We start from the raw sequence: 16855 nt of genomic DNA, 5'->3' as shown, positions 1-16855 counted from the left end.
CCGTGCCTCCTGCCGGGTACTCCTCAGAGGTTGAAGACCTTGCGGGAGGTCTCGCCGAGGATGTTGCGCTTGCCCTGGTCGGAGAGGAACGGGATGTGCATGATCCGTCCCGGCACGTCGAAGTCCCAGTGCGGCCAGTCCGAGGAGTACATGAGCGTGTTCTCGGCGTCGATGGCGTCGAACGTCGACTTGAGCAGGGCGTCGTCGGTGATCTCGAGCGGCTGCGAGGTGTAGTACATCTCGCGCATGTACTCGCTCGGCAGCTTCGTGAGCATCGGCGCATCCGAGGTCCGCAGCACGTACTCGTGGTCGAGGCGCTGCATCATGAACGGCAGCCAGGCGAGCCCGCTCTCGATCCAGATGACCTTGAGGTCGGGGAAGCGCTCCGGGATGCCGTTGATGATCCAGTTCGTCAGGTGCGTCATATTGCACGTGACGAAGGACATCGCGTGGACGGAGAGGAAGCGGTTCATCGTCTTCGTCATCGTGTCGCCCCACGAGGGTCCGGCGTGGAAGCCGATGGGCATGCCCAGGCGCTCGAGTTCGGCGTAGACGGGGATGTAGGCGTTGTTGTGCACGCCGACGTGCCGCTGCGAGGTGACGAGGAACCCGATGACGTCGGGGTGGTCGTGGTAGCGGCGGATCGTCTCGAGCGAGGCCGCGGGATTCTCGAATGGGAGTCCGAGCATCGTCTTGATCCGCGGGTCCTTGCCGAGCACGGTCGAGGTGAACCACTTGTTGTAGGCGTTCATCAGCTGCAGGCCGATCTCCGGGCTCGGGTGGAGCCCGATCTCGAGCATCGGCTGCGGGAAGACGACCTGGACGTCGATGCTCATCGAGTCCATGGCCCGCTGGATGAGGGTGACGTCGCGGTGGTTGTCCCCGGGCGGCACGTATTCGGCGAGCTGGGCCTGATGCGGGATGCGCCCGCCGACGTCCTGGAAGGTCAGGCCGGGTGTGAACGCCGAGAGCGCGGTCTCGCCCTGCGGCCAGTCGGCGAGGTGGCGGCGGCCGACGTCGCGGAGCACGGGATCCTCGATGTTCTCGATGATCTCCGGCCATGAGTCGAGTTCGACGTGGTGGGAGTCGACGTCGACGATGAAGTAGTCGTCGAGGCCGAACTTCGCCGTATCCTTGCGGGCATTGGCGAGGATCTCCCGGGAGTCGGTGGCTACGGTGATCTGCTGGGTCGGGTGGAGTTCGACCTTGGTCTCGCTCATAGGGAGAGCCTTTCGTCGTCGTGGTCGGCGTTCTCCGGGTTCTCGCGGGAGAACCACAGCGCCAGATCGAAGGGGTTGATGTCCTGCGAGCGCATGAGCGCGGTGACGAGCCGCAGCACGTCCGTCGTCGTCGACTTCTCGCCGGGGATGTCGAGCTGGCCGGTCGGCGTCGTCGCCGCCGCCTTCGTGTACAGGGTCGTGAGGTCGGCGAGAGCGGTGAAGAGATCCTCGATCTCGATCGCGTCGACGCGTCCCTCAAGCAGTTCGCCGAGGTAGGCGTGCAGGTCCGCGGAGATGTCGGCGAACGTGCGCGTCGTCTTCGGGGCCCCGGGTGCCGCGGCGGTGGTGGTCTCAGCGGAGGTCGACATAGATCTCCCCTTCCTCTTCGGTGACGGTGTAGGGCTGGAGTCTGAGCTTGTCGGTCGTCGCGTGGCGGCCGGTGGTGACGTCGAATTCGGCGCCGTGCCACGGGCAGACGATGTGGAGGCGGTCGACGTCGTAGAGCATTCCGGTCACCGTCCGGTCCGGCTGCACATCTTCCTTCACCCGCGGTGTCAGCAGCCCCTGGCACACGGGTCCGCCCTGGTGCGGGCAGGTGTTCGCGTAGGCGTAGACCTCGTCCTTGAAGCGGAAGAGGCCGATCGTGCTCTCACCGATGTCGACGATGAGCCGGCGGCCGTTGCTGAGGTCGGCGCTGTGGGCGACCCTGACTCGACGGATCTGCTTTGCTGGCATGGTCATCCTTCTCTGGCCGCCGAGGCGGTCGGCTGCGTTGCCTGCATCGCGGGTCGGAGGGCTCGTCGCCGCGATATTGTTTGTACACGAACGATCGTAGGCAAACTATCGAGCCGATGGCAAGGGGTCGGGCGGAATTCGCAGCTGTTACGATGACCGGGTGCCCCACGGAGATCAGATGTATCCGGAGTTCTTCCGCCTGGTTCGGCGCATGCAGCAGCGGCATGCGCAGCTGTGGGCGGCGGGCGGCATCCCCGTCACGCGGGTCCAGTTCGTCGCCCTGCGCACCCTTGTGGGCAAGCCCGGGATCGAGCCGGTCGAACTCGCCCGACTCCTCGAGATCGACAAGGCCACGCTCGCGGGAGTGCTCTCCCGACTCGAGGCCACCGGCAGCATCCGACGCGAGGTCGTCCCTGCCGATCGCCGGCGCCGTCTCCTCTTCGTCACCGATGCCGGGCGCAGGCTCGTCGCCGACTTCGAGCCCGTGACCGTCGAGATCAACCGCCGCCTCTTCGCCCCGGTGAGCGAGACGCAGATGCGCGAACTCCTCCGCCTCATCAGCTACGTCGCCGATGAGGGCAGCGAATAGGCGACCGAACCGACGGCTGCCGCCGGATCCAGCCGGCCCGGTCCGGGTCGAAGCGTTCCCGAAGATTGTTGACAAAATGATTGACAATGTTGTGACGCGGTCGTTAGCGTGACGAGTGGGAGACCTCGCAACGGGCGAGTGCTCCTTCTGGTCACCGGGGACTGAGCCGGCGGACGCGCAGACGCAGCGCCGCCTCGGCGTCGTCGATGGGCCGGGACCGTGTCTCAGGCACCTGCACCCTCTGCGGGTCGGCCGGGACGTCGACTGTGCCAGGGAGAGGCTGAACATGACAACGAAACCGCAGAACCTCCAAGAGGTCATGGACCAAGCGGGAAGCACCGTCGAGCTGCTGCGCAACTCGCAGGTGGGCAAGTACATCTATCCCGTCGTCCCCTCCGAATTCACGAACTGGCGGCGTGAGCAGGAGGCGTGGCGCAACGCCGCGGTCCTCTTCGATCAGTCGCATCACATGGACAGCCTGCGCATCGCCGGACCGGACGCGCTCAAGCTCCTCTCCGACACGGCGATCAACTCGTTCGCGAACTTCCCCGTCAACGCCGCCAAGCAGTACGTGCCGACCGCCTCGAACGGCGGAGTGATCGGCGACGGCATCCTCTTCCACCTCGATGACGAGGAGTTCCTCTACGTCGGCCGCTCCCCGGCCGCGAACTGGCTGACCTGGCGCGCCGAGGACGGGGACTACAAGGTCGACCTGACGATGGACCGCCGTTCCCCTTCGCGCCCCTACGGACACGAGGTCAAGCGCGAGTTCTGGCGCTACCAGATCCAGGGACCGCGGGCCTGGGAGGTCATCGAGAAGCTCCAGGGCGGACCGGTCGACAAGCTCAAGTTCTTCCGCATGGGCACCCTCAACGTCGGCGGCACCGAGGTGCGCACGCTGCGCCACGGCATGGCCGGCGCCCCTGGCCTCGAACTCTGGGGACCCTACGCCGACGCCGATCGCATCCGCGAGACGATCCTCGAGGCCGGCGCCGAGTTCGGTCTCGAGATGGCGGGCATGCGCGCGTACTCCGGCAACACCTTCGAGTCCGGGTGGATCCCCTCGCCGCTGCCGGCGATCTACACCGGCGAGTTCGAAGAGGCCTACCGGAAGTGGCTGCCGGCCGACAGCTACGAAGCCGTCAACGCCCTGGCCGGCTCCTTCGTCTCCGACTCGATCGAGGACTACTACCTCAACCCGTGGGAGCTCGGCTACGGCTCGTTCGTCAAGTTCGACCACGACTTCATCGGCAGGGATGCCCTCGAGAAGGTCGATGTCGACTCCCAGCGCCGCAAGGTCACCCTCGCGTGGAACGCCGAGGACCTGACGAAGGTGCTCGGATCGCTGCTCGACCCGAATTCGGTGGGCAACCAGTTCTTCGACTTCCCGAACGCGAACTACGGGTCGAGCAACTTCGACTCCGTCATCGACGCCGACGGCAAGGTCGTCGGTTTCTCGATGTTCACCGGCTACACCGCGAACGAGCGCACGGGCCTGTCGATGGCCACCGTCGACCCGAGCGTGCCGATCGGCGCCGAGGTGCGCGTGGTCTGGGGTGAGCCCGACGGCGGCAGCCGCAAGACCACCGTGCAGCCGACCGACCAGGCCTTCGTCCGGGCGATCGTCAGCCCGGCGCCGTACTCGGCCGTCGCACGTGAGGAGTACCAGCAGGGCTGGCGCACCGCGAGCTGAGCCCACAAACTTCACCCGACGTCCCAAATGGGATGCGGCGCCGCATCCCATTTGGGACGTCGGGTGAAGTGAGGGAGGGATCCGGTCTGCGGGCCGGGTCCCTCCTCGGCGTGCCCGGGGCGGTTGTCCTCGAGTGCGCTGTGCCACTACACTGAGTGCGGACAATTTCATACGCCGTTAAGACATGACGTGGGAGAGCTGCGCAGCCGCAACAGCACTGTGCAGCGCCGTAGGTGCAATTCCCTCCCCGGGAAACTCTCAGGCCCAGTACCACCGATTGCAGGCATATCTGGAGGAGCGCATCCGCGCAGCGTCTCATACGCAGCGGGAGCGCGGTCCGACAGATCGGGGAGGACCTTCACTGCTCAGTGCGTCCTCCACAGGTGGGCGCGACACCGACCAAGGACGGCAATTGACCAGTTCACTCGCCCACACCACGCAGGCCACCGGAGACACGGCGCGCCCGTTCTCCGACCGGCACATCGGACCCCGCGCCGACGACACCGAGGCGATGCTCGCCGAACTCGGCTACGAGTCCCTCGAAGCACTCTCGACCGCCGCCGTCCCGGCCTCCATCCAGATCGACGGCCTCAACCTGCCCACCGGCAAGTCCGAGACCGAGGTCCTCGCCGACCTCCGCGACCTCGCCTCCCAGAACGTCATGCGCACGCAGATGATCGGCCAGGGCTACTTCGACACCGTCACCCCTGCCGTCATCCGCCGCAACATGGTGGAGAACCCCGCCTGGTACACCGCGTACACGCCCTATCAGCCCGAGATCTCCCAGGGCCGCCTCGAAGCGCTGCTCAACTTCCAGCAGGTCGTCGAAGACCTCACCGGCCTCGACATCGCCAACGCCTCGCTGCTCGATGAGGCCACCGCCGTCGCCGAGGCGGTCCTCCTCATGCGTCGGTCCGTGAAGAAGGGCTCGACGGTCGTCCTCGACTCCGAGCTCCACCCGCAGGTCATCGCCAACGTCCACGTCCGCGCCCGCGCGCTCGACTTCGACGTCGTCGTCGCCGACCTCTCCGAAGGCCTCGTCGGTGAGGACATCTTCGGCATCGTCTGCGCCCAGCCCGGCACCACCGGCGCCATCCGCGACTTCACCGCGGCCGTCGAGGGCGCCCACGAACGCGGCGCGCTCGTCACCTTCGACACCGACCTCCTCGCCCTCACCCTGCTCAAGGACCCGGCCTCCCAGGGCGCGGACATCGCCGTCGGCTCGGCCCAGCGCTTCGGTGTGCCGCTCTTCTTCGGCGGACCCCACGCCGCGTTCATGTCGGTCAAGGACTCCCTGCAGCGTCAGCTGCCCGGCCGCCTCGTCGGCGTCTCGAAGGACGCCCAGGGCAAGCCCGGCTACCGGCTGGCCCTGCAGACCCGTGAGCAGCACATCCGCCGGCAGAAGGCGACGAGCAACATCTGCACCGCGCAGGCCCTGCTCGCCAACGTCGCCTCGATGTACGCCGTCTACCACGGCCCCATCGGCCTGACCCGCATCGCCTCCCGCATCCACCGCCTCGCCGAGGCCTTCGCGGCGGCCGCCGACACGGCACCGGGCGCCGAGGTGGTCACCCGTGACTTCTTCGACACCGTGGCCATCCGCGTCGCCGATGCCGAAGCCGCCCGTGTCGTCGCCGAGGCTGCAGGCTTCAACATCCGCGTCATCGACCCGACCACGATCGGCGTCTCCTTCGGCGAATCCCACACGGTGGCCGACGCCAACGGACTGCTCGAGGCCCTCGGCATCCTCGCCCGCATCGACGCCGATGACTTCGCGGCCGCCTCGGCGGGGACCTTCGGACCCAACCAGATCCCGGAACCGCAGTTCGATGCGAACCTGCACCGGGACACCGAGTTCCTCACCCACCCCGTGTTCAACACGCACGGCTCCGAGACCTCGATGATGCGCTACCTGCGCACCCTGGCCGACCGGGACCTCGCGCTCGACCGGACGATGATCCCGCTGGGTTCGTGCACGATGAAGCTCAACTCGGCCATCGAGATGGAGCCGATCACGTGGCCCGAGTTCGCCACGATCCACCCCTTCGCCCCGATCGAGCAGACCCAGGGATGGCGCACGCTCATCGGCCGCCTCGAGGACTCCCTCGTCGAGGTCACCGGTTACGACCGGGTCTCCCTGCAGCCCAACGCCGGCTCCCAGGGTGAGTTCGCGGGCCTGCTCGCGATCCGCCTCTACCACCGGGAGAACGGCAACCCGCAGCGCACCGTCTGCCTCATCCCGCAGTCGGCGCACGGCACGAACGCCGCCTCCGCGGTGCTCGCCGGCCTCGAGGTCCAGGTCGTCGCGACCGCCGACGACGGGTCGATCGACCTCGACGACCTCGACGCGAAGATCGAGAAGACCGGTGATCGGCTCGCCGCGATCATGATCACCTACCCGTCGACGCACGGCGTCTTCGAGTCCGAGGTCCGCGAAGTCTGCGACAAGGTCCATGCGGCCGGCGGTCAGGTCTACGTCGACGGCGCGAACCTCAACGCCCTCGTCGGTCTCGCCAAGCCCGGCGAGTTCGGCGGCGACGTCTCCCACCTCAACCTCCACAAGACGTTCTGCATCCCGCACGGCGGCGGCGGCCCCGGTGTCGGTCCGGTCGCGGTCCGCGAGCACCTCGCCCCGCACCTGCCCGGCAACCCCGTCAACCCGGACCTCGTCTCCGGTGACATGTCGACCGTCGACCTCCCGGTCTCCGGCTCGCTCTACGGCTCCGCAGGCGTCCTGCCGATCAGCTTCGCCTACCTCGAGCTCATGGGCGGCGAGGGACTGCGGGAGGCGACCCGGGCGGCCCTGCTCGGGGCGAACTACATCGCGAAGAAGCTGGGCGACGTCTTCCCAGTCCTCTACTCGGGGGAGAACGGACTCGTCGGGCACGAGACGATCCTCGACCTGCGTGAGATCACCGCGAAGACCGGTGTCACCGCCGAGGATGTCGCCAAGCGCCTCATCGACTACGGCTTCCACGCCCCGACGCTCGCGTTCCCGGTGCCCGGCACCCTCATGGTCGAACCGACCGAGTCCGAGGACAAGGCCGAACTCGACCGGTTCATCGAGGCGATGCGCAGCATCCGCGCCGAGATCGACCAGATCGGCACCGACTACTCGTACGAGGAGTCCCCGCTCAAGGCGGCCCCGCACCCGGCAACGGTCGTCATGGACGACTGGGACGGCAAGTACAGCCGGGAGACCGCGGTCTTCCCGGTCCCCGGCCTGCGCCTGACGAAGTACTTCCCGCCGGTCAGCCGCATCGACGGCGCATACGGCGACCGCAACCTGGTGTGCTCCTGCCCGCCGCCCGCGGCCTTCGAGACGACCGAGAACGAGGACGACTGATGAGCGAGACGACCCAGATCAGGCAGACCCCGCTGCACGGCGAGCATGAGAAGCTCGGGGCGACGTTCACCGACTTCGGCGGCTGGGACATGCCGCTGAAGTACGGCTCCGAGCTCGCCGAGCACCGTGCGGTGCGCGAGAGCGCCGGCATCTTCGACCTCTCCCACATGGGCGAGGTGCGCATCACGGGCGCCGCGGCCGCGGCGTTCCTCGACTACGCGCTCGTCGCGAAGTACGCGACGATGAAGGTCGGCAAGGCGAAGTACGGCGTCATCGTCAACGCGCAGGGGTACCTGCTCGACGATCTCATCACGTACCGCCTCGGCGAGGAGGAGTTCCTCATCGTCCCCAACGCCTCGAACACGCCTGCCGTCGTCGAGGCCCTGCAGGAGCGTCTGGAGACCTTCCTCACCGAGGTCGACCCCGGCGCGGACGTGCGCATGGCCGATGAGTCCGCGGACACCGCGCTCATCGCCGTCCAGGGTCCTGCCTCGGAGGCGATCATCCTCACCGCACTCGACAAGGGCGCCGACGGGGAGTTCGGTCCGGCGACGACGAGCGGTGACGAGGACCCGACCGGGACGATCACCGTAAGTCAGGCCGTGCGGGAGCTGAAGTACTACGCGTGGATGCCGGTGACGATCGCCGGGATCGACCTCGTGCTCGCCCGCACCGGCTACACCGGTGAGGACGGCTTCGAACTCTACGTCCCCAACATCGCCGCCGTGCGCCTGTGGGAGACCCTCATCACCGCCGGCGCCGACCACGGTCTCGTGCCGGCAGGGCTGGCTGCGCGCGATTCGCTGCGCCTCGAGGCGGGCATGCCGCTCTACGGCAACGAGCTCACCCTGGACACGACCCCGTACGATGCGGGGCTCGGCCGGATGATCGGGTTCAGGACGAAGGAGACGTTCGTCGCCCGTGACGAGCTCGCCGCCCTCGGGGAGACCGAACCGCAGCGCGTCCTCGTCGGTCTCGTCTCCGAGGGCCGACGCGCCGCTCGGGCGGGTTCGGCGATCATCGTCGACGGCGCCGAGGTGGGGGTCGTGACCTCGGGTCAGCCCTCGCCGACGCTCGGCCACCCGATCGCGCTCGCCTCCCTCGACCGCGGACTCGCCGCCCCCGGCACCGAGGTCTCGGTCGACATCCGCGGCAAGGCCCACGACTTCCGGGTGGTCGAGCTGCCGTTCTACCGGCGTTCGGCAAACTGACGCTTCACAACCGGTGAGACTTGTCCGCGTGACTCGTACACTGGTCACACCTGCTCGCCACAACCGCTGTTCGACAGCAGAAAGGGAAGATCATGGCTGATCTGCCTGCACTTCCGAAGGACTTCTCGTACTCCGCCGAGCACGAATGGGTCAACCAGGGCCCCGACACGATCGCGGGACAGACCGTGAAGATCGGCATCACCGCGGTCGCCGCGGATGCCCTCGGCGAAGTCGTCTACCTCGATCTGCCGAGCGTCGGCGACGGCGTCAAGGCCGGGGAGACCTGTGGTGAGGTCGAGTCGACGAAGTCGGTCTCGGACCTCTACTCGCCCGTCGGCGGCGAGGTCGTCTCGATCAACGACAAGGTCCTCGACTCGCCCGGACTCGTCAACTCCGACCCGTACGGCGAGGGCTGGCTGTTCGAGGTCAACGTCGACGAGGTCGGCGTGGTCATGGACGCCGACAGCTACGCGAAGAACAACTCGCTGTAAGCCGTCCGCGGCTCGCGAGGACTCCAGGGTCCGACGGGTCGCACACCGAACAATCGACAGGGTCGGTCATATCCGAATGAGTCCGGATGCGGCCGACCTTGTCGTTCCCCCGAGAGAAACGTTGGACCACCCATGCCACTGAGCGTCTTCGATCTCTTCACCGTCGGCATCGGCCCGTCGAGCTCCCACACCGTGGGACCGATGCGCGCGGCCGTGAGCTTCCTCGACCTCCTCGGCGAGAAGCTGCAGGCGGTGGCGAGCATCCGCGTCGACGTCTTCGGCTCCCTGGCCGCCACCGGCGCCGGTCACGGAACCTTCGACGCGATCCTCCTCGGCCTCGAGGGGTGCCGTCCCGACGCCGTCGACGGCAACGAGCTCACCGCGCGGCGCACGCGCATGACCGAGACCGGGGAGATCATCCTCGGCGATGCCACCGGCAACGGCGTCGAACTTGCCTTCACAGAGGCTGACATGGTCAAACGGCCCCTGACCGTCCTGCCCCGGCACACGAACGCCATGACCCTGGCCGCCTTCGACGAGGCGGGACAGACCCTGGCCGAGGAGACGTACTACTCCGTAGGCGGCGGCTTCGTCACCTCGGAGACGGAGTTCGTCGAGAAGGAGAAGGCCGCCGAGGCGGTCGAGGCGGCGGTCGGCGGTGTCGTCGGGACCGCCTCGGCGGGGGAGTCCGGAGGCTTCGTCGAGGACGCGGACGAGGAGTTCGACGATGAGCTCGACGATCCGTCGAACGCCGACGAGGACCCGGAGTTCGCCGTCGCCGAGGCGGTCGTCGACGCCGAACTCGAAGCCGCCAGCGAAGAGCTGCCGTACCCGTTCCATTCCGCCGCCGACCTCCTCGAGCAGTGTCGGGTGCATGGGCTCTCGATCGCCGAGGTGATGCTCGCGAACGAGGAGACGATGCGGGAGAACGAGGAGATCCGCCACGGGCTCCTCCACATCTACTCGGTCATGGAGGAGTGCGCGTCGAACTCCCTCGACCGCTCGGGCCACCTGCCCGGTGGGCTCAAGGTGCGCCGGCGGGCCCATGACTGGTACCTCAAGCTCAAGGCCGAGGACCCCGACCGGGACCCGAAGTTCTACCTCGAATGGGTCAACCTCGTCGCGATGGCCGTCAACGAGGAGAACGCCTCGGGGGGACGGGTCGTCACCGCGCCGACGAACGGGGCCGCCGGCATCATCCCCGCCGTCCTCCACTATGCGCTCAACTACGTCGACTCCGTCGACTCCGTCGTCGACGGCGGTGAGGGCGCCAAGCACGAGGCGATCATGACGTTCATGCTCACGGCCGCCGCTATCGGCGTGCTCTACAAGGAGCGGGCCTCGATCTCCGGCGCCGAGGTGGGCTGTCAGGGGGAGGTCGGATCCGCCTCGTCGATGGCTGCCGGAGGCCTGGCCGCGGTCATGGGCGGGACCCCCGAGCAGGTCGAGAACGCCGCGGAGATCGCGATGGAGCACAACCTCGGGCTCACCTGCGACCCCATCGCCGGACTCGTCCAGGTCCCGTGCATCGAGCGCAACGCGATCGCCGCGGGCAAGGCGATCAACGCCTCGCGCATGGCGCTGTGGGGCGACGGGCAGCACCGGGTCAGCCTCGACGAGGTCATCGAGACGATGCGCCAGACCGGCGCGGACATGTCCTCGAAGTACAAGGAGACAGCGCTCGGCGGACTCGCCGTCAACGTCGTCGAGTGCTGAAGGCGCGGGGTGCAGGTGCCGCGCCTGCTCCGGGTGTCCCAAGTGAGCGCAACCTGACCTGCCTGTGCGCCTGGAACCCGAGTTCCACGTCGCGATAAATGTAACGAACCGATAACGAAGATTCCCGCCGAGGCGGTCGCTGCCCTGCGATCGCTCGATCCCCAGCGATGGCGTGGGCAAGGACGGGTGCCGCCTCGGCGAGGATGGACTCCGCACACGGGAGACGGGGCGCCGGATTCGGGGTGAAACCCCCGGTGCGAGATTGACGCTCGTGGTCATCTCGTTAGGTTGGTGGGCGTGAGAAACGCACTCGCTCAACCTCAGACGACCGACGTTCGCACACCCACTCTCGAGGACGGACAGCATCTGTGGCGGCTGGCGAAGAATTCCGCCGTCCTCGATCTCAACTCCTCGTACTCGTATCTGCTGTGGTGCCGGGACTTCGCGGACACCTCGGCGATCGCCTGGATCGAGAACGAACCCGCAGGGTTCGTCACCGGGTACACGCGACCGGACAACCCGGACACCCTGATGATCTGGCAGGTCGCCGTCTCCGCGGACTTCCGCGGGCGGGGGCTGGCCTCGACGATGCTCCACGCGCTCGCCGACCGGACCGGGGCGCTGCGCTTGGAGACGACGATCACCGACGACAATGCGGCCTCGAACCGCCTGTTCCAGGCCTTCGCCGAGCAGCGCGGAGCCGGCCTCGACCGCAGGCCGCTCTTCACCCCGGATCTCTACCCGGACGGCCACGACACCGAGTACCTCTACGAGATCGCCCCGCTCTGATCGCAGCGGGAACCAGTCCCCGGTGACCGCACCTCGCCGAGGCGGTGGTCGGGAACGCTCCGACCGCCTCGGCGGCCATCCACGCACCGACGGCGGGCCCGATGCCCGACCTGCAGCCGACCGGCACGTCCGGCGGCCTGCACCAGCAGCCAGCCCGGGTCTGCCGGCGGCCTGCACCAGCAGTCGAAAGGAATCACACGATGACCACGACCAGCACTGATACGACGACCACGACCACCCCTGACATCTTCGAGACCCGGGAATCCGCGGTGCGCGGATACTCGCGCTCATGGCCGGCGACCTTCGCCAAGGCGCAGGGACCTCGGCAATGGGACGAGGATGGCAACGAGTACCTCGACTTCTTCTCCGGTGCCGGCGCGCTCAACTACGGGCACAACAATCCCGTCGTGATGAACCCGCTCATCGAGTACCTGCAGTCCGGGGCCGTCCTCCACTCGCTCGATATGAAGACCCCGGCGAAGCGGGAGTTCCTCGAGACGTTCGAGGAGCTCATCCTCGCCCCGCGCGGGCTCGACTACACGGTGATGTTCCCCGGTCCGACGGGGACGAACACGGTCGAGGCCGCACTCAAGCTCGCCCGCAAGGTCACGGGGCGCCAGCACGTGCTCTCCTTCACCAACGCGTTCCACGGGATGACGCTCGGGTCGCTGTCCGTGACGGGGAACTCGATGAAGCGCGAGGGTGCGGGCATTCCGCTGACGAACTCCTCGAAGATCCCCTACGACGACTACTTCGACGGGGAGACCCCCGACTTCCTCTGGCTCGAGAAGGTGCTCGAGGATTCGGGCTCAGGCGTCGACAAGCCGGCGGCGATCATCGTCGAGACGGTCCAGGGCGAAGGCGGTGTGCGGGCGGCTCGGGCGGAGTGGCTGCGTGAGCTCTCGGCGCTGTGCAGGAAGCATGAGATCCTCCTCATCGTCGACGACGTCCAGGCCGGCTGCGGCCGCACGGGCACGTTCTTCAGCTTCGAGGAAGCCGGGATCGAACCGGACATCGTGTGCCTGTCGAAGTCGATCTCCGGCTCCGGGCTGCCGATGGCGCTGACGCTCTTCCGCCCCGAACTCGACGCGTGGGAGCCCGGCGAGCACAACGGGACCTTCCGCGGCAACAATCCCGCGTTCGTCACGGCGACCGCGGCCCTGAAGACCTTCTGGGCCGACAACGCGTTCCAGAACGAGCTCGCCGACACGATCGCCCGCCTCCACCAGCGACTCGACCGGATCGCCTCGATGGCCGAAGGGGCCACGGTGCGCGGACGCGGTCTGCTCGCCGGACTGCTCTTCGACGACCCCGCAGTCGCCGGGAAGGTCGCGGCCCAGGCGTACGTCAACGGCCTGCTCATCGAGACCTCGGGTCCCCGTGACGAGGTCGTCAAGATCATGCCGCCGCTGACGATCTCAGATACCGACCTCGACGCCGGTCTCGACATCCTCGAGGCCGCGGTGCTCGAGATCGCACCGGCCGGGGCCGGGGCGGCGCCGGCGATGGCGTGAGTCCAGCGTCGGATCTCCTCGGCGGGTGTGTGGGCTCGAACTCTGGAACGCAGGACTGCCGCACTCACCCCGATTCACTCTGACCAAGCGCACTGACTCCGATTCGCTCTGACGAAGCACATTCACGCTGACAGCACAGCTCGAAAGGACACCACATGTACGTGATCAACCGCGATGACCTCAACGGAACCGACCGCGACGTCCAGTCGGAGACGTGGCGCAGCCGGCGGATGGTGCTCGGGCGCGAGGGCGTGGGCTTCTCGTTCCACGACACCGTCATCTACGCCGGCACCCGGTCGACCTTCCACTACCAGAACCACATCGAAGCCGTGTACTGCGTGCAGGGCGAGGGCACGCTCACCGATGAGGGGACGGGAAAGACGTATCCGCTCTCGGACGGGACGATGTACCTGCTCGACGGGCACGAGAAGCACACCGTCGTCGCCAACACCGAACTGCGCATGGCCTGCGTGTTCAACCCGCCGGTCACCGGACGCGAGGTCCACGACGAGAACGGCGTCTACCCGCTCATCGTCGAGGAGACCGTCCCCGTGTGAGGGTTTGCCCGAGTGCACTCATGGCTGTGGCCGGTCTGTGCTGAGATGGCCAGTTCGCCGGGCGCGCGTTCCGGCGCAGACCCCCGGCTGCAGAACGCTAAGGGCTCACTTGAGTCTGGAGGGCACAGTTGCGCAACTGTGCCCTCCAGACTCAAGTGAGCCCTTTGCCTGCTGGGACCGTCGAAGCGAGCCGCCTCAGCGGGTCTTCGCCTCTCGCTTCGCGTCCTTCTTCGCCTCCCAGTACGCGCGGGTGGTCACTTCGTCGGAGCCGTCCCATGCGTCGATGCCGCCGACTCCCGGCAGGTCGTCGCGGTTGAACACGGGCTCGAGTCCCTGCTTGCGCTGCGCGGTGTAGTTCTTCAGCACCTTGAGCGCGATGCGTGCGAGGAAGAACACGGCGACGAGGTTCGTCAGCGCCATGATCGACATGAAGACTTCGGCCGCCGACCACGCGAGCGGCAGGGCGATGACCGAGCCGGTGAAGACGGCCGCCATGACGATGAGGCGGTAGGTGACGATCGCGGGCCTGGCGTTCTTCTTGAACAGGTAGGAGATGTTCGCCTCGCCGTAGTAGTAGTTGCCGAGGATCGAGGAGAACGCGAAGAGGAAGATCGCGACGGTGAGGAAGTGGACCGCCCACGTGCCCAGCTGCGAGGCCAAGGCGGTCTGGGTGAGCGAGGCGCCTTGGGCTTCGTCGTAGACGGGGTTGGAGAGGAGGACGATGAACGCGGTGATCGAGCAGACGAGGATCGTGTCGAAGTAGACGCCGAGGCTCTGCACGAGTCCCTGCTTGGCCGGGTGCGACACCGACGAGGTGGCGGCTGCGTTGGGGACCGAGCCCATGCCGGCCTCGTTGGAGAACAGGCCGCGCCGGATGCCCTGGAGGATGACGATGCCGATTCCGCCGCCGACGACGGAGTCGATGCCGAACGCGTTTGTGACGATGAGCGCGATCATGTCGGGCACCTCGGTGATGTTCATGGCGACGACGAGGATGCCGAGCAGCAGGTACGCGCCGGCCATGACGGGGACGATGACCGAGGACCAGGCGGAGATCCGCTGCACTCCGCCGAGGAACACGGCGCCGGTGACGAGGGCGAGGAAGATGCCGAGGCCGACGGGCAGCCAGAAGCTCTGGGTGGTGTCGACGTTGAGGCTCGTCGCGGTGGCGTCGACGATCGAGTTCGCCTGCAGGGAGTTGAACACGAGACCGTAGGTGACGGTGATGATGACGGCGAAGAACGCGCCCATCCAGGGCTGCTTGAGGCCGACGCTCATGTAGTAGGCGGGGCCGCCTCGGTAGGAGTCCTTGTCCTTGACCTTGTAGAGCTGGCCGAGGGTCGATTCGACGAAGGCGGTGGCGGCGCCGAAGATCGCCATGAGCCACATCCAGAACACGGCTCCGGGGCCGCCGATCGAGATCGCCAGCGCGATGCCGGCGATGTTGCCGGTGCCCACGCGGGAGGCGGCGGAGATCCAGAATGCCTTGAACGAGGAGATCGACTTCGTGCCGTCCTTGTTCTCACCGGGGCTCTCGCCGATGACGCGGAACATCTCCGGAAGCATCCGCAGCTGGACGACGCCGGTGCGGATGGTGAGGTAGATGGCGACGCCGACGAGGACGACGATGAGCACCCCCCCCGAGCTTGTCATTGACGACTGCGATGAGGTCCTGGAGGGTTTGCATGCTGGTGGTCCAATTCGTCAGGAGTTCTTGAGAGTTTCCTCACCTCATTGTGCCACCTGGCTGTGAGCGGCGTCGCACGCGGTGGGAGGTCACGATGATCGGTGACCTTGTCGTGTCCGTGGTTCCCCACCTCGCCGAGGTGGTCGTCCTATTCGACGACGGTGAGGTCCTCGCCGTGCATTGTGCCCCGAGTCGCGTCGTGTGCTCCTCATGCCACAGGCCTCCTTCTCCTCAGCGCCTACTCCCAGCAGATTCTTTCGACGAATCAGCGCGTTCCGATCCATGATTCACATTCGCGCAACCCAAACAACACTCGATCATCCCCTGTCGAGACTAAGCTGATCCGCAATCGCCCTTGAGGTACCACGATGACGGCACCACCGGCACCGCCTCGGCGATGATCCCCAAAGGAGTCCCCGCAATGCCCATCACAGTCCTCACCCACCCTCCCAAAGGCGGCGTGCGCACGCCGGTGCCGCCGCTCGTGATCGCACACCGAGGTGCGTCCGCGGGCTGGCCGGAGAACACGATCCCCGCGTTCGTCGCCGGGATCGATCAGGGTGCGGACATGATCGAGGTCGACGTGCACATGAGTGCCGACGGCGAACTCGTCATTGTCCACGACGTCACGCTCGACCGCACGACCAATGTCCGCAGCGTCTGCCCCGAACGCTCCGACACGAGGGTCAAATCGATGACTGCGGCCGAGATCGCCGAGCTCGACGCCGGAAGCTGGAAGGGCGAGGCCTTCGCCGGTCTGCAGGTTCCCACTCTCGCCGAGGTGGTCGCCCTCGTGCACACGACCCGCACCGGCCTGCTCCTCGAGGTCAAGCATCCCGAGCTCTACCCCGGAATCGCCGAGGCGATCGTGGCGGCTTGCGATGAGGTGCCGGACTACCTCGAGCGGTCCCTGGCGGCCGGTCTGCTCGTCGTCCAGTCCGCTGACTGGGGCTTCGTCCGCGAGTTCCATGAGCTCGCCCCCGAGGTGCCCGTCGGGCTGCTCGGTCGTCCCACGGAACAGCAGCTGCGTGAGTTCGCCGCCTGGGTCGATCAGATCAACCCCGAGCACATCGACGCCGATGCCGACTACCTCACGATGGTCCACGAACTCGGCATGTCGAGCCTCGTGTGGACGGTCGACGCGGTGACCGACATGGAGAAGTCGATCGACTACGGGGCAGACGGCATCATCACCAACGTGCCCGACCTCCTCGTTGAGGTCGTCGAAGAGCTGTAGCAAGTATTTCCAGAGTGATGCCGATCTGGTTTCAGATATAACCGCAATGAGTTACACTTATATCTGAAAG

At 67.0% G+C, this 16855-nt stretch carries 14 protein-coding genes and 1 riboswitch; of the genes, 10 read left to right on the top strand and 4 right to left on the bottom strand.

The window, feature by feature from the left end; all coding sequences use genetic code 11:
- Window positions 1–23: 23 nt before the first annotated feature.
- Genes AACX88_RS13275 through AACX88_RS13265 form a run of 3 tightly spaced genes read right to left on the bottom strand, consistent with a single transcriptional unit; the run spans window position 24 to window position 1955 of the window.
- Window positions 24–1220 carry an amidohydrolase family protein gene (locus tag AACX88_RS13275; protein ID WP_137826218.1) on the bottom strand — a complete coding sequence of 399 codons (1197 nt, stop codon included), beginning with the start codon at window positions 1218–1220 and terminating at the stop codon, window positions 24–26.
- Complete coding sequence (locus AACX88_RS13270; RefSeq protein ID WP_137826219.1) at window positions 1217–1588, bottom strand: hypothetical protein; 372 nt, start codon at window positions 1586–1588, stop codon at window positions 1217–1219. The genes AACX88_RS13275 and AACX88_RS13270 overlap by 4 nt, the downstream gene beginning before the upstream one ends.
- On the bottom strand, window positions 1572–1955 hold the full coding sequence (locus tag AACX88_RS13265) for a Rieske (2Fe-2S) protein (protein WP_137826220.1): 384 nt from the start codon (window positions 1953–1955) through the stop codon (window positions 1572–1574). The genes AACX88_RS13270 and AACX88_RS13265 overlap by 17 nt, the downstream gene beginning before the upstream one ends.
- Window positions 1956–2133: 178 nt before the next feature.
- On the opposite strand from AACX88_RS13265, the gene AACX88_RS13260 reads away from it, so the two are divergent.
- From AACX88_RS13260 to AACX88_RS13220, 9 genes are all read left to right on the top strand, one after another.
- The gene (locus tag AACX88_RS13260) at window positions 2134–2544 is read left to right on the top strand and encodes a MarR family winged helix-turn-helix transcriptional regulator (RefSeq protein WP_339393417.1); all 411 of its coding nucleotides are present in this window, start codon (window positions 2134–2136) and stop codon (window positions 2542–2544) included.
- Window positions 2545–2830: 286 nt separating this feature from the next.
- A complete protein-coding gene (gene ligM, locus AACX88_RS13255; RefSeq protein WP_137826222.1) occupies window positions 2831–4237 on the top strand; it encodes a vanillate/3-O-methylgallate O-demethylase in 1407 nt (468 codons plus the stop codon).
- A gap of 180 nt (window positions 4238–4417) precedes the next feature.
- Window positions 4418–4520, top strand: a riboswitch (glycine riboswitch).
- Between the two features lie 129 nt (window positions 4521–4649).
- On the top strand, window positions 4650–7583 hold the full coding sequence (gene gcvP / locus AACX88_RS13250; RefSeq protein WP_339393416.1) for an aminomethyl-transferring glycine dehydrogenase: 2934 nt from the start codon (window positions 4650–4652) through the stop codon (window positions 7581–7583).
- Complete coding sequence (locus tag AACX88_RS13245; RefSeq protein ID WP_339393415.1) at window positions 7583–8794, top strand: glycine cleavage system aminomethyltransferase GcvT; 1212 nt, start codon at window positions 7583–7585, stop codon at window positions 8792–8794. Before gcvP ends, AACX88_RS13245 begins: the two co-directional genes overlap by 1 nt.
- Window positions 8795–8886: 92 nt before the next feature.
- On the top strand, window positions 8887–9285 hold the full coding sequence (gcvH, locus tag AACX88_RS13240) for a glycine cleavage system protein GcvH (RefSeq protein ID WP_339393414.1): 399 nt from the start codon (window positions 8887–8889) through the stop codon (window positions 9283–9285).
- 132 nt (window positions 9286–9417) lie between these two features.
- The gene (locus AACX88_RS13235; RefSeq protein WP_339393413.1) at window positions 9418–11001 is read left to right on the top strand and encodes an L-serine ammonia-lyase; all 1584 of its coding nucleotides are present in this window, start codon (window positions 9418–9420) and stop codon (window positions 10999–11001) included.
- 297 nt (window positions 11002–11298) lie between these two features.
- On the top strand, window positions 11299–11790 hold the full coding sequence (ectA, locus tag AACX88_RS13230) for a diaminobutyrate acetyltransferase (protein WP_339393412.1): 492 nt from the start codon (window positions 11299–11301) through the stop codon (window positions 11788–11790).
- A gap of 200 nt (window positions 11791–11990) precedes the next feature.
- Complete coding sequence (gene ectB / locus AACX88_RS13225; protein WP_339393411.1) at window positions 11991–13304, top strand: diaminobutyrate--2-oxoglutarate transaminase; 1314 nt, start codon at window positions 11991–11993, stop codon at window positions 13302–13304.
- 155 nt (window positions 13305–13459) lie between these two features.
- Window positions 13460–13861 (top strand): ectoine synthase, encoded by a 402-nt coding sequence (locus tag AACX88_RS13220; RefSeq protein WP_339393410.1) that lies wholly within the window; start codon window positions 13460–13462, stop codon window positions 13859–13861.
- A gap of 195 nt (window positions 13862–14056) precedes the next feature.
- On the opposite strand, the gene AACX88_RS13215 is transcribed toward AACX88_RS13220, so the two are convergent.
- On the bottom strand, window positions 14057–15514 hold the full coding sequence (locus tag AACX88_RS13215; protein ID WP_339393408.1) for an alanine/glycine:cation symporter family protein: 1458 nt from the start codon (window positions 15512–15514) through the stop codon (window positions 14057–14059).
- A 455-nt stretch (window positions 15515–15969) separates the two neighbouring features.
- On the opposite strand from AACX88_RS13215, the gene AACX88_RS13210 reads away from it, so the two are divergent.
- The gene (locus AACX88_RS13210; RefSeq protein WP_339393407.1) at window positions 15970–16785 is read left to right on the top strand and encodes a glycerophosphodiester phosphodiesterase; all 816 of its coding nucleotides are present in this window, start codon (window positions 15970–15972) and stop codon (window positions 16783–16785) included.
- Window positions 16786–16855 lie beyond the last annotated feature (70 nt).

The organism is Brevibacterium metallidurans (genome assembly GCF_037101285.1).
Lineage (GTDB): Bacteria > Actinomycetota > Actinomycetes > Actinomycetales > Brevibacteriaceae > Brevibacterium > Brevibacterium metallidurans.
This window is presented reverse-complemented; position numbering and strand designations above follow the sequence as displayed.